Source organism: Microbulbifer sp. SH-1 (assembly GCF_011326135.1).
Classification (GTDB): domain Bacteria; phylum Pseudomonadota; class Gammaproteobacteria; order Pseudomonadales; family Cellvibrionaceae; genus Microbulbifer; species Microbulbifer harenosus.
Genome location: NZ_CP046948.1, coordinates 244,178 through 257,202, shown reverse-complemented (window position 1 = coordinate 257,202; position 13,025 = coordinate 244,178). Strand labels below are relative to the sequence as shown.

The 13,025-nt window shown below is 59.6% G+C and carries 13 protein-coding genes; 4 read left to right on the top strand and 9 right to left on the bottom strand.

Annotation, left to right across the window (positions count from 1 at the left end; translation table 11 throughout):
* Positions 1-12 precede the first annotated feature (12 nt).
* From GNX18_RS01160 to GNX18_RS01130, 7 genes are all read right to left on the bottom strand, one after another.
* A complete protein-coding gene (locus GNX18_RS01160) occupies positions 13-333 on the bottom strand; it encodes a hypothetical protein (RefSeq protein WP_205828029.1) in 321 nt (106 codons plus the stop codon).
* Positions 330-611 carry a hypothetical protein gene (locus GNX18_RS01155; RefSeq protein WP_166214922.1) on the bottom strand — a complete coding sequence of 94 codons (282 nt, stop codon included), beginning with the start codon at positions 609-611 and terminating at the stop codon, positions 330-332. The genes GNX18_RS01160 and GNX18_RS01155 overlap by 4 nt, the downstream gene beginning before the upstream one ends.
* An 89-nt stretch (positions 612-700) precedes the next feature.
* Positions 701-2,950: a TonB-dependent siderophore receptor gene (locus GNX18_RS01150; protein ID WP_166214920.1), complete on the bottom strand. Its 2,250-nt coding sequence runs from the start codon at positions 2,948-2,950 to the stop codon at positions 701-703.
* 301 nt (positions 2,951-3,251) lie between these two features.
* A complete protein-coding gene (locus tag GNX18_RS01145) occupies positions 3,252-5,225 on the bottom strand; it encodes an aminotransferase class I/II-fold pyridoxal phosphate-dependent enzyme (RefSeq protein ID WP_166214918.1) in 1,974 nt (657 codons plus the stop codon).
* A 139-nt stretch (positions 5,226-5,364) separates the two neighbouring features.
* Positions 5,365-5,769, bottom strand: a complete 405-nt coding sequence (locus tag GNX18_RS01140) for an NUDIX hydrolase (protein WP_166214916.1) — start codon at positions 5,767-5,769, stop codon at positions 5,365-5,367.
* Positions 5,770-5,801: 32 nt separating this feature from the next.
* A complete protein-coding gene (locus tag GNX18_RS01135; protein ID WP_240914144.1) occupies positions 5,802-6,959 on the bottom strand; it encodes a phospholipase A in 1,158 nt (385 codons plus the stop codon).
* Positions 6,960-7,061: 102 nt separating this feature from the next.
* Entirely contained in the window at positions 7,062-7,784 is a 723-nt protein-coding gene (locus GNX18_RS01130) for a hypothetical protein (protein ID WP_240914143.1), read from the bottom strand.
* Positions 7,785-8,149: 365 nt separating this feature from the next.
* Between GNX18_RS01130 and GNX18_RS01125 the strand changes: the two genes are divergently transcribed.
* Together GNX18_RS01125 and GNX18_RS01120 are read left to right on the top strand one after the other, a co-directional pair.
* Entirely contained in the window at positions 8,150-8,611 is a 462-nt protein-coding gene (locus GNX18_RS01125) for an NfeD family protein (RefSeq protein ID WP_166214914.1), read from the top strand.
* Positions 8,612-8,683: 72 nt separating this feature from the next.
* On the top strand, positions 8,684-9,529 hold the full coding sequence (locus tag GNX18_RS01120; RefSeq protein ID WP_138235947.1) for an SPFH domain-containing protein: 846 nt from the start codon (positions 8,684-8,686) through the stop codon (positions 9,527-9,529).
* An 18-nt stretch (positions 9,530-9,547) separates the two neighbouring features.
* On the opposite strand, the gene GNX18_RS01115 is transcribed toward GNX18_RS01120, so the two are convergent.
* Positions 9,548-10,048 (bottom strand): GNAT family N-acetyltransferase, encoded by a 501-nt coding sequence (locus GNX18_RS01115; RefSeq protein ID WP_240914142.1) that lies wholly within the window; start codon positions 10,046-10,048, stop codon positions 9,548-9,550.
* A gap of 31 nt (positions 10,049-10,079) precedes the next feature.
* Complete coding sequence (locus GNX18_RS01110; protein WP_138235946.1) at positions 10,080-10,280, bottom strand: hypothetical protein; 201 nt, start codon at positions 10,278-10,280, stop codon at positions 10,080-10,082.
* 192 nt (positions 10,281-10,472) lie between these two features.
* On the opposite strand from GNX18_RS01110, the gene can reads away from it, so the two are divergent.
* Both can and GNX18_RS01100 read left to right on the top strand, forming a co-directional pair.
* The gene (gene can / locus GNX18_RS01105) at positions 10,473-11,129 is read left to right on the top strand and encodes a carbonate dehydratase (RefSeq protein ID WP_205828028.1); all 657 of its coding nucleotides are present in this window, start codon (positions 10,473-10,475) and stop codon (positions 11,127-11,129) included.
* A 118-nt stretch (positions 11,130-11,247) separates the two neighbouring features.
* Positions 11,248-12,900 (top strand): FAD-dependent oxidoreductase, encoded by a 1,653-nt coding sequence (locus GNX18_RS01100; RefSeq protein ID WP_166214910.1) that lies wholly within the window; start codon positions 11,248-11,250, stop codon positions 12,898-12,900.
* Positions 12,901-13,025: the final 125 nt, after the last annotated feature.

Sequence of the window (13,025 nt, the reverse complement as noted above, 5' to 3'; positions counted from 1 at the left end):
TTCTCTGCTCGATTATCCGCCCTGCCCCACCAGATACTGGCTGCCCAACAGCAGCCCCCACAGAACCGCATTGGCACTACCCAACCAGGCCCAGGCGTGCACGCCGTTCCGGAACAGAAAGCAGAAACTCATGATCAGCCCCCACACCGGGGACATCAGCCACATGCTGATCTGCGACTGTGCGGAAAAATACCCCACGTCGAGTGGCCCGAAGTGGGCCAGTAATCCGCATATGGCCAGGGTCAGCATAAAACCGGCAATCACACCGGCACACACCTTGCCGAACCAGTTGGCACTGGAGAGCTGCTGTGCTTTGGGCAGTTTCGCGCTCACGATTGCACCTCCCGCTTGTGTCGAAGGTAAGCAATGACCATCGGCGGAATGGTCCACGTGAACATCACGCCGGTGAAGAGAATGAATACCGATGTTGCGGTGCCGGAATACTGCAGCAGCAGTACCAGCGCAAGCGCCAGCATTAGCAGTCCGGCCCATAACAGAAGGCGCGCAGGCAGAACAGCGGAAAAAACGCGTTGATTCGGGCTGGCGAGGTACAACAGTCCCGCACCGAGCGCGATTAGCAATGCAGCTGAACTCAGAAGTAGCACTGTCACTGGGTTATTCCCTTGTTAATTCGCAATATCCCCGACGAAGTTAAACAGCCAGAACGGAGGGTGCAGTGTCAGGCTTCTTTTACTGCGGGTTACCACCGGTACTGAAGACGCGCGGTCACCACGCGGCCCTGGCCGTAGTAACAGGCCGCGGTGGCGGTACAGGTTGCCACATAGCGCTCATCGTTCAGGTTGCGCGCATTCAGCGACAGGGATACGCCATCCAGTTCTGGACGCGCCACGCCGAAGTCGTAGCGGGCCAGCAGGTCAAACAGGGTGTAATCACCGATTTCGAGCGTGTTATTGGTGTCGCCGAAACTCTCACCGGTGTAGCGCACGCCGGCGCCGAATCCGAGCCCCGCCAGCGCGCCCTGCTCAATGCGGTGGTCGATAAACAGCGACGCCAGCATGTCTGGCACCTGCGGCATGGTGTTGCCAACAATCGGATCGTTGGACTTGGTCACCTCGGCGTCCAGGCGCGAGGCCGAGGCGATCAGGGTGGTGCCGGACGCGAGCGCCGCGCGGCCTTCCAGCTCTAATCCGCGCACCTGCGCTTCACCGGTCTGTACGCGGCAGGTGGAATTGCCGCACAGGGTGCCGTTCGGATCCGGGGTGGACACGTTCTGCTGGGTTATCTCGAAACCACCCAGGCTTACATAGACATTGTTGCCACTCTGGAAACGGAGCCCCGCCTCGATTTGCTCGCCGGTGGTCGGGTCGAACAGCACACCGTTCAAAGTGCTGGACGGATCGACCAGCTGTGGCAGAAACGATTCCGAGTAACTTACATAGGGCGCGAAACCATTGTCGAACAGGTAAACCGCGCCAGTGCGCCAGGTGAAGGCATCCGCTTCGGTCTCAAATTCGCTCCCGGTCAGAAGATTGGTGCTGGTATCGTTGGTCCAGTCGTAGCGGCCGCCAATATTGAAACGCAGCTTGCCGGTGCTGATCTGGTCCTGCAGGTATACGCCGCTCTGCTTGCTCACCGCAGCGCTGTATACCTGCGGATTCATATTGTCCGCATAGGTGCCACTGCCGCGGGACTCGGGGTTGAAGATGTCCCACAGCGGGTCGACCTGACCACGGGGCAGGCCCGGCAGGCTCACCAGATCGCGGAAGTGCTCCCACTCGGTATGGAAGTAGTCGACGCCACCGAGCACGGTGTGCTGCAGGTTGCCGGTATCGAAACGGCCCTCAAGCTGGGTGTCGACGGCATAGCCGTCGCTCTCGCCATCACCCTGCACGGCGCGGCGGCCGATGGTCTGACCGTCGATACACTGGTCGCCAAAAGTCGTGGCAGAGCAGTCGGCAATGGTGTTGCCAGACAGCACGGTGACCTGATAAAGCGTTTCAATGTGGGTGTAGCGCAGATTGTTGCGTAGGGTCAGGCTGTCGCTGATATCGTGCTCAAGGAAGGAACCCACCAGCAACTGGTCGCGGTCAAATGTGTTCCAATCCGGCTCGCCAATATTCGCGTCGTTTTCGATGTACTGACCGTTAGACGACTCCAGTGAACCGAGTGCCGGCAGGAACTGAAAAGTGGAGCCGCCCTCGTCCCGTTGATACTGGGTCAGGAGGGTCCAGGTAGTGGCGTCGCTCGGTTTCCAGGTCACGCTCGGCGACAGGTAGTAGCGGCTCTTGTCGACGTCATTCACCTGACTGCCGCCGTCTTCGGCGACGGTGACGAGACGCCCGCTGACGGTGCCGGCTTCATTCAGATTGCCGCCAAAATCGGAAGCGATGCGGCCGGAAAAATTGTCCAGGTCCGTGTAACCCTGGCCCTGAACCAACAGTTCACGGGTGGTGTTGCCATCTGCGCGCTTGGTCACCATGTTCACCATACCGCCCGGCGCAGACTGGCCGTAGAGCACGCTGGATGGGCCTTTCAGTACCTCCACCTGCTGCAGGCCAAAGGTATCGAAACCGAAACGGGTCCACTGGCCACCGGCCGGCAGGCGCAAGCCATCGACAAAGTTGCTGTTGCTAGAGAAGCCACCGGCACCAAAACCGCGTACGGAAATTTCATCGGTGCGGCTGTCGATACCGAACGCCTCGGGCTGCACACCGGCAGTGTAAGACAGGGCATCGGCGATGGTGGAGGCAGCGCGCAGGTCGATCTCTTCGCGGCTGATAACAGACACGGTCTGCGCCGATTCAATGATGGGAATACCAGCTTTGGTCGCCGAACTCGCTTTGGAGAGACCCGTGGCGGTCACCACCACTTCTTCGAGGTTTTCCTTTACCCCCGGCCGCGCCGCGCGCTCGGCGTTGGCCTCGGCAATACCGACAAACAGAAGTGACGCCGCCAGAAAACGGGCAGCCGCAGGTGATCGCAGTGACATATCAGCTCCGATGGAATTGTGTGAGAAAGCCGGAATGTGCGAGCGGCATACCCGCGCTAATGCGCACAACTAAACGCAAAACATTATCATTAGCACCTTGTTTAGCGGGCGCAACTATAGCTGCGCCTACCGCCTGGCGCAAGATTGAATACAAGGGGATTGCGAGAAAATCAGGAGTGCTGACGATTCGTCATAAAACGCGGAGAAAGGTGACCATAAATCAACAGACTCCTCTAACGAGGAGCCCGGAAAATGGTCAGGATACGAAGCCAAATAGCGAGAGCGGTATCAGCGCGAGAGTTTAGTTTTTCTTCACAACACGCAACATTGGCTCGTCGGAGCGGAAAATCAACCCGTGAATTTCCGTGGTGTTCTGCCCCTGTAACAGCTGCTGCAGGAACTGCACAATCTGCGCGGAAATTTCCTGCCCTGGCACCAGCACGGGAATCCCCGGTGGATAGGGTACGATTTCATCGGCGCAGGTGCGTCCCACCAGTTTTTTCTCGGCCACCACGCCGTTGTCCATCAGCGGCAGCTCTTCGGTCTCGGCGAAATAGGCATCCGCCGGCAGACAGTTCAGCTGGGTGAACTCCGGCAGCTGACGCGACGCGCTGATATGACTGCGGCGACGCGGGTTGCGTGCCAGCTCTTTCAGTGCGTGCACCAGACGCAGCAGTTTGCTCTCGGTACTGCCGAGAGTCACCAACACGGTAACGGTGTTGTAGGTGGTTTTTTCCACCTGAATGCCGAACTGGTCGAACAGTTTTACCTGGATCTCCTTACCGGAATAACCGCTCGCACTGACATCGATGGTGACCTTGGTGGGGTCCAGACGGATATTGTCATTGGCAAGCGGCGCCGGGATCAGGTCCTCGCGGGTGAGCGCGCGGAACACGCCGGTGGCGTCCACTTCCCGGCGCAGGGTTTCCACCATGAGCAGGCAGTGGCGCAGACAGCCGTAGCCTTCCATCACCATCTGTTTGCGGGCCACATCCAGGCTCGCAATCATCGAGTACTGCGGACTGGTGGACGCGTACATATTGAGATTCTCGCGGAAGCGGAATTCATCGAAATCCGGGTCCTGCACATGGATCATGCTCGCCTGGGAAAAAGCGGACAGCATTTTGTGGGTACTCTGGGTGACGTAATCAGCCCCGCATTCGAGCGCGGTGGGGCGCAGCTCGGTGTGGAAGTAGCCGTGGGCATACCAGGCCTCGTCGATCAACACCTTCACACCGCGCTCGTGGGCATAGTCGATGATCGGTTTCAGGTCATAGCGCAGACCGTCGTAGGTGCAGGAGGTGATGACCAGCAGCCCCGCATCCGGATGGTCATCCAGCGCCTGTTCGATATCCGCGCGGCGCACCGGGCCGTATATGCCAAATTCCGGGTGCAGGGTGGACTTGAGATAGACCGGCTCCACGCGGTTCATGACAATGGCGTGGTGCACCGACTTGTGGCAGGCCTGGTCAACGATGATCTTGCCGCCGCCGCCGAGGATCTGTTGGATAACCACCTTGTTGGCGGTGGATGTGCCATTGGTTAGAAAGAAAGTGTGCTCGGCACCGAAGGCCTGGGCAGCGAGGTCCTGCGCCTCCTGGATCACCGAGTGCGGCTCCAGCAGACTGTCGAGCACCTGCACCGATACCGAGAGATCGGTATTGAACACGTGTTCACCCATAAAACGGTAGAAATCCCCCACCCACGGGCTGTTGCGCAGGCTGTCGCCGCCTGAGTGGCCGGGGGTGTGCCAGGCATCGCGGGCGGAAAACACGTATTCCTTGAGGGTATCGGCAAAGGGCGTGGAGGCGCGGCGGGCAATGAATGCCTGCACCAGGCGGAACATGTGGTTGAAGTTGCCCTCGCGGCGGTCGAACAGCTCGTCAAAGCGCTTGCGCACCGACGCGGGCGCCCCGCCCTGGTCGCTCAAGAAAGAATCTTGCGCCACCAGGAAGACATTCAGCTGCGCGCGCAGGTCGTGCATGCGATCGGCCAGCAGTTCCGCATCCTTCAACTCATCCGGACTGCTGCCACCATCGATGATCAGTGCCTGCAGCTTGTCCTCGTTGAGGAGGCGTTTCTCCACTGCCCCCACGGTCACCGCCTCAAACCGCAGCCCGAGGGGGTTTTCGTGTTGCGCGGCGGTGGCGTTCAGCGCACTCACCCAACTGTTACTCAGCTCGCGATCACTGCTCACCAGGGCCACGCGGCATTCCAGTGGCTGGCGCTGCTCGCTCAGATTGCCCAGATCAGGCATCGTTACTTCCAGATCCATAACATTTCTTCTTATCTTTCAGCATAGAAGGTGGAAGCAAAAGGAGGGAAAAGGCGCTAGATGGCGCCGGCGGCAATCTGCCCCCTCATTCCACTAAACCCGAACCATATCGGATTTGTGATCACAAATACAGCGCAAGTCAAAATTTTGCGCTGCGCACCTCACCGCTGAATTGAAGACAGTCCACTACCCGCACCCGCTGTACCGGGGTTAACTCGACGAGCGGGAAATAATCGTAGGAGGAATGCTCGGAAGACAGGCGAATTTCGCCATTGCCCTTGAAGTGGGCGCGAAAAATGAACACGTGGGAGTTATATACGCGGTGGTAATATACGCCGCTCAGATAGTCGATGACGATGTCGCGCCCGAGTTCCTCGCGGCACTCCCGGTGCAGTGCCTCATGAATGGTTTCACCGAGATCCAGTGCGCCGCCGGGCAGCCCCCAGGATTTGTCGGCGTAGGTGGCGCGCACTTGCAGCACCTCACCTGCATCGTTGGTGATTACCGCGTGGGCGCTCAGTTTGTAGGTGTCGTCAAATCCCATCCTTGGACCTTGCAGGTTTTCAGCAGGGCGCTTCAGCTTCCGGTGCCCCGGGCAAGTTCAAAGCCAATCCCCAGGGTCTGCACCGATTCATCGTAGTCGATCAGGCTCTCGCCGTAGCCGTTGAAGTACTTCACGTAGCCACGCACCCTCCGCCCCATGGGGAAACTCCAGCGCAGCTCACCCGCACCCTTGTTGTCGGAGCGCAGATTGTTGCGCAGCATTATCGACACCGCATGTTGCCCCAGATCCACGCCGCCGGTGAGTTCGAAGTGTCCCAGGTAAAACTCGAGATCCGGGTTGTCGTCGTCTTCGCGCTTTTCGGGAATGCGGTACCAGGGCTTGAACGCAAGAAAATACTCGTCCTTTTCAAACACCAAATTGGCGTAAATACGGTTCCAACTGCGGGAATAAGGTTCGCTGCGGCCATTGGACTGATGGTTGACGGCGAGCTGGTTGGCGACATTCTGGAAGCCGAACACTGTCCAATCGTTCAACCAGGTCATGATCAGCTCCGGCTCGTGGTTGGTCTCGCGAAACGGTGAGGAATCGTCGGAGTTGTAGGCTTGCCAGAAGGAGCGGTTGGTGTAGGCGACACTCATGAACGACGCCTTACCCAGAAATCCCCGCCACACCGGTACCTGCACCGAGAGCTGGAATTGCACCTCTATCGAATCCAGATCGACGGGCTCGCCGTTCACCAATTCGCCTTCAAGGCCCGCCTTGTTGGGCGACGGGTTGTAGGTGACGGGCAACAGGTAGTTGACCTTGTGGGATGCGAGAGTAAACGGGTTTTCTGCCGCTTCGCGAATGGCCTTGGCGCGCTCACTGAACAACACCTCTCCTTCAGAGAGCGGTTCCGCTTCCGGCACCGTGGCAAACAGCGGGGTCTCCGCTTGCGGATTGTCGCGTATCACCGCCAGTTTGCAGCGAATACGCATTTCTTCCAGGGTGATATTGGCGGGTGCGGTAACCAGCTGTTCCCGCAGACAGTTCTGCTGGCGCGTCTCCTCACTCTGCAGCGAGTCGTCCATCTGCAGCAGCTCGACGTCCGGTTCGTCGGCGCCGCCTTCTGCTTCCTGTGGCAACGCGTCATTTGGCGGCTCAACCACCTGGGCGGCAGCGTGAGGCAGAATTTGGATACTACACAACAGCAACAGAATCAGAGGGAAACAACGACGCGATGCAGACAAAACAGGCGCTCCTGAACAGATGCAGAGTGCCAGTGTACACGCTTTATTAACCAGAGTTGTGCAACGGGTCAGATCCTGATCTGTGCCCGAAGCGTATTCGTCTCAACAGAGAGAAACCAGCTCCGGGGACCACTCCAGATCCCGCAGGCGCACCTGCCACAGGCGCCCGGTGCTGCTCGGCCAGTCGTACCCCACCAGCAGGCCGCGCCGGTCTACAAAGCAATGCGCGTCGCGCTCCGCTTCGTCGCCGAGGTAGGAAAACACGCGGATATCCGACCCCAGATCGTGAACGCCCTGGATATTGGCATCGCCGGGCAAACTGGCCGCGCGACGGTGATTCACCCGGGGCGCCAACAATTTACCGCGCTGTGAGGGGTCGACGATATCCGGTGCGACCACTTCCACGCCAAACTCCATATCACACAGGCGCAGCAACAGCGGCCCCATGAAAATCCGCATCAGCGGAAACAGCAGCCGGTTGTCGCCGTCGAGCACACTCTGTTGCAACCCGTTGGGACCGGCCCACTCCGCCTCGATGGGGGAACCCATAGCAGGTACCTCGCCGGCGCGGGGAGCGAGACGATAGCGGGCATTAACCTCGCCCATTTCATCTTTCCACAACACGCGACACTCGGTGACCAGGCCCGCGGCCATCAGCGCACGCACTTCCATTCCGTGCCCTTCGTCGCCCACCAACCGCCGGGCGACCAGCGCCAGATTGCCCTTTGCATCGCGCCCCAGCTGCCAGTCATCATGCACCGGCATGGTTCGGCCATCGCAACTGTATTGGTAGCGGCCCTGGGCCAGGTTAGCAGTCATTCGCATAAGATCTTCGTCCGTGATTTCTCTTGATGCTGAAAGTGATTTGATCGGTGCACACGCACAAGTTTGATGCATGTTTTCTTGCGCTTTCGCATACAAAAAGTATTGCACAGGCATACAGATTTGCTGCGAATTTATGACGTTTGCGGGAACTTTTTGTTGGGTCTGAACACAGGATGCCAGTATCACCAAGCTGAATATTTGCTGAACGGGAGAACCCCGTGAGTCGGCACACCAAGCCTGCGCCTTTTCGCCATCAACACACGAGATGCCCGTGCGGAACAACTTTCGGGCATAATCGCCGGGTTTGCTGCTACCAATTTGTTACAGCGACACTTGCCAGGAAAATATTCAGGGGGAAGGACCACATGCTCGAATGGCTCAATACGCATATCGCTTACTGGCACTGGCTCGTTCTCGGGCTGTTGTTGGTCACCGCGGAAATTTTTGTTTCCGGATTTATCCTGTTCTGGTTCGGACTCGCCGCACTTGCCATGGGGGTATTGCTGATGCTGGTGGGCATGCCCATCGCCGCGCAGTTGCTGCTGTGGGCGGGAATGTCGGCCGCTCTGGTATTTCTGTGGTTGAAATTCATCAAACCCAACTGGAAAGACCGTACCACCTCCGGCATGGCGATGGAAGCGCTCACCGGCCAGGTGGGGTCGGTGATCGAATCGAATATCGGCAAACCCCGCGGCCGTCTGCGCTTCCCGGCGCCGATCCTCGGCGAGGACGAATGGTCGTTCATGAGCACCAGTGAAATCGCCATTGGCGAGCGGGTGAAGGTCATCAATATTTCAGGCAACACCCTGGTGGTAAGCCCTCATTGAGAATCCGCTGACCACCGTTATAAAACCATCATTATCAAACAACTTCGATTCCGATTTTTGGGGGAAACCAACGTGGAAGGATTATCTGTAGTAGTCGCACTGGTGATTCTGGTGATCGTCACCATTGGCATGGGTGTGCGGATTGTGCCCCAGGGCTCCAAACATATCGTGCAGCGGCTGGGCAAATACCACAGCACCCTGAACCCGGGTATGAATATCATTATTCCCTATGTGGATCAGGTGCCGTACAAGGTGACCACCAAGGATATCGTGCTGGATATTCCCTCCCAGGAGGTAATCACCGAAGACAACGCCACGATCATTGCCAACGCGGTGGCCTATATCAATATCGTGTCGCCGGAGAAGGCCGTGTACGGGGTGGAGGATTACGAGATCGCCATTCAGAATCTGGTACAGACAGCACTGCGCTCCATCGTCGGTGAAATGTCACTGGACTCGGCGCTGTCGTCCCGCGACCTGATCAAGGCGAAGCTTAAGGAAGGCATTTCCGACGATATCGCGGACTGGGGCATCAATCTGAAGACGGTTGAGATTCAGGACATCAACCCCTCGGCGACCATGCAGAAGGCGATGGAAGAACAGGCCGCGGCGGAACGTCAGCGCCGCGCGACCGTGACCCGTGCGGAAGGTGAAAAGCAGGCGGCAATCCTGGAAGCGGACGGCCGTCTTGAAGCCTCCAAGCGGGATGCGCAGGCACAGATCGTTCTCGCCGATGCCAGCCGCGAGGCCATCGAGCGCGTCACCCGCGCGATCAGCGACAAGGAGCTGCCGGTGATGTATCTGCTGGGCGAGCGCTATATCGGCGCGCTGGAAAATCTCTCCGCGTCCGACAATGCCAAAAACATCATCTTCCCGGCGGACCTGCCGCACGCGATCAAAGGTCTGCTGAACCGTTAAATCTATTCTCTGGCAGCGCTACAGATAGCGCTGCCAGAACTCCGCCTGCCCGTACTCTTCATCCAGTGCATAGGGCCGAAAACCGCATTTGCGATAGGCGGCGCGGGCGGGGTGGTTTTTTTCCAGCACTTCCAGAGTAATCTTTGCGCAGCCGCGCTCGCGGGCTTCCTGCGCCACCTTTTCCAGTAGCCGCGTGCACACACCCTGCCCGCGCGCCGCGTCACTCACCACGACATCGTGGATATTCACCAGCGGTTTGCACAAGAATGTGGAAAACCCCATAAAACAGTTCGCCAGCCCCAGCGGCTGCTCCCCGCGATAGGCGATGACGGAAAATGCCCCGGGAAAAGCGGCGAGCCGCTCGACCAGTTCACGGTGGCAGATATCCGGCAGTGGTTCGCCGCCGCCAAAGGGGTCTCGCGCGTACTCATCCAGCAAGGCCAACAGATCGGCGGCCTGTTTCTGATCGCGGTAATCCACCAGCACCATTTCCAATTGCGCGTTTTCCTGAATCGTCAAACCTCTGTCTCCAATACTTGTTTTTCGAAAGTCATTGCTGTTGTTCGCCCGCCTGCCGCTTGGTCTCGGCGAGCGCGGCAATTTCGCATTGGGTGTGAAAAAAGCGGCGGTAATTGCGCACACGGGCGCGCTGGGCCAACAGCCAGCGCATCTTCAGGCGCCGGCGCGAAAGCGTGGCATTGTGTTTGTTCAGACGGCGCGGGCGGCGGAGCACGGTATTGCGAAGACCCATCAGGCCTCTCCTTTCACTGAACGACTGGATTGGTTGGCTGGCGAACATCCGATGACGCGGCAGGTTAGCAGATGTGATACCAGCGTTCGATACAGAATCCGCCGCCCCGCTTCATTTGCCGCGGCACTGCATTGGCGCGCCAGCCCAAAAACGCTATCCTGCGCGGTCAATGCACACGACGGAATGATTGCTTTGTCACAGCTAAATGACCTGATCCAGAAAAACCGCGAGTGGTCCGAAGCCACCCGCCGGGAAAAGCCCGATTTCTTCCTCAAACTCTCAGAACAGCAGTCCCCCGAGTACCTGTGGATCGGCTGCGCCGACAGCCGCGTGCCCGCCAACCAGATTGTCGACCTGCTGCCCGGCGAACTCTTCGTACACCGCAACGTGGCCAATGTGGTGGTGCCATCCGACCTGAACTGCCTGTCGGTGGTGCAGTATGCGGTGGAGGTGCTTCAGGTCAAACACATCATGGTGGTAGGCCACTATGGCTGCGGCGGTGTGCGCGCAGCGCTGGAAGACACCCGCCTGGGACTGATCGAAAGCTGGCTGCGCCATATCAAGGATGTGCGCGACAAACACCACACCCTGATCGAACTCTTCCCGGAAGAGGACCGGGTGGACCTGTTGTGTGAGCTTAATGTGCTGGAACAGGTGATCCACGTGTGCCAGACCACGCCGGTGCGCGACGCCTGGGAGCGCGGCCAGAACCTCTCGGTCCACGGCTGGTGTTATGGCCTGTCCAACGGACTGGTCAACGATCTGCAGGTCACAGTGGAAAACACCGCGCAGATTCAGGACATCTACCACCGCGCGCTCACCAACCTGGCCCAGTCCACCAAGGACTGACTCAAGCCGTTTCCCTTGTGGCTACCGGTTTGCGTTAGCCACAAGTTAACTTTCCCCCCGTTTTTCCCTACACTCCCCAGCCTCTCGATTTACACCAATTTGTAGATAAAAGGTTTTCATGTCCGATTTTCGTGTTTGGGAATGCCAGATTTGTGGCTGGATTTACGACGAGGCCAAGGGCTCGCCGGACGACGGTATTCCCCCGGGCACCCGCTGGGAAGATGTACCCGACGACTGGACCTGCCCCGAGTGCGGCGCCAGTAAAGACGAATTCCTGATGCTCGCGGTCGTCAGCAAAGCACCGAAAGCCGCGGCCACAACCGCCGTGGAAAGCAAACCCGCGGCCGCCGCCAAGCCTCAGGCCGCTGCCGGCCGCATCTGGGAGTGCATGGTGTGCGGCTGGGTGTACGACGAGTCCCGGGGCGCTCCGGAAGAAGGCATCCCCGCCGGCACCCGCTGGGAAGACATCCCCGACGACTGGACCTGCCCCGAGTGCGGCGTGGGTAAGGAAGACTTCGACATGGTGCTGGTGAGCCAGCCGGAAGCAGAAGAACTGCCGCCACCTCCGGAAGTGCCGGCACTGGACGACACCGATCCGCTGGTCATCATCGGCACCGGCCTCGCCGGCTATCACCTGGCGAAGGAATTCCGCAAGCTGGACCAGCGTACGCCGCTGCTGCTGATCTCTGGCGACGACGGCACTTTCTATTCCAAACCGCTGCTGTCCGCATCCCTCGCCCACGGCAAGACACCGGCGCAACTGGCCACCGCCAGTGCCGAGGACATGGCGAGGGAACTGAACGCGGAAATTCTGGTGCACACCCATGTGACCGATGTGAACCGCGAGTCCCGCTTGCTGACCCTGGTCTCCGACAACGGCGGCCTTCGCTCGGAAGTGCGCTATGGCCGCCTAGTGTTTGCCACCGGTGCCAGCTGTGCACCTCTGCCCGCCATTGCAGGCGACGGGCTGTCGCGCCTGTTCCGGGTCAACACCCTGGGGGATTACCACCGCTTCCGCACCGCTCTCGCCAACCGCAAACGCGTGCTGCTGATCGGCGCCGGACTGATCGGCTGCGAATTTGCCAACGACCTGGTGCAGGCGGGCTACGAGGTGGATCTGGTGGACCTGCAACCCTGGCCACTGGCCAACCTGCTGCCGGAGGCCGCGGGACGCGATATCCAGCAAACCCTCGAGCAGGCCGGTGTGCGCTTCCACTTCGGCGCTGGCGTTGCATCCATTGCCCGCCGCGCTGACGGTATCCGCGCGCAGCTGGGGGGTGGCCCAAGCGGGGATGACACGATCATCGACGCGGACATCGCCCTCGCCGCGCTCGGTCTGATACCGAACGCCGGCCTCGCTGACGTGGCGGGTATCGCCACCAACCGCGGTATCGTCACCGACCGGGAACTGCGCACCAGCGACGCCAATATCTTCGCTCTGGGCGACTGTGCCGAGGTGGACGGCCACAGTCTCTACTTTGTCGCCCCGCTTACCCAGAGCGCCCGCGCCCTGGCGCAGACCCTCACCGGAACACCGACCCCGGTGCACTACGGCAGCCTGCCGGTGGCCGTGAAAACAACTCTGCGCCCCACCGTGGTGTGCCCGCCGCGGCACGGTAGCCAGGGAGAATGGCAAGTCACAGCAACCGCTGCCGGTGTGCGCGCCGAGTTCCTGGATGGCGCCGGCAAACTGCTGGGATTTGCCCTGACCGGCAACGCCATCACCGAGCGCGACGCCCTCAGCAAGCGCTGCGCGCCCCTGATGGATTGAAGACCCGGCAGTCTTCTGCACCGTTTTGCGCTGTCTGCACGCGCCGGCTATTACCCCCATAGCCGGTGCGTCCAAAGAAAATCACGCAACGTGGGCATTTTTCCCGTAAAATGGCCTCCAGCACA

Coding starts and splice junctions, on each gene's coding strand:
- GNX18_RS01100 (WP_166214910.1), top strand. CDS start 11,248: ATGTCCGATTTTCGTGTTTGGGAATGCCAGATTTGTGGCTGGATTTAC.
- GNX18_RS01145 (WP_166214918.1), bottom strand. CDS start 5,225: ATGGATCTGGAAGTAACGATGCCTGATCTGGGCAATCTGAGCGAGCAG.
- GNX18_RS01140 (WP_166214916.1), bottom strand. CDS start 5,769: ATGGGATTTGACGACACCTACAAACTGAGCGCCCACGCGGTAATCACC.
- GNX18_RS01125 (WP_166214914.1), top strand. CDS start 8,150: ATGCTCGAATGGCTCAATACGCATATCGCTTACTGGCACTGGCTCGTT.
- GNX18_RS01150 (WP_166214920.1), bottom strand. CDS start 2,950: ATGTCACTGCGATCACCTGCGGCTGCCCGTTTTCTGGCGGCGTCACTT.
- GNX18_RS01110 (WP_138235946.1), bottom strand. CDS start 10,280: ATGGGTCTTCGCAATACCGTGCTCCGCCGCCCGCGCCGTCTGAACAAA.
- GNX18_RS01130 (WP_240914143.1), bottom strand. CDS start 7,784: ATGCGAATGACTGCTAACCTGGCCCAGGGCCGCTACCAATACAGTTGC.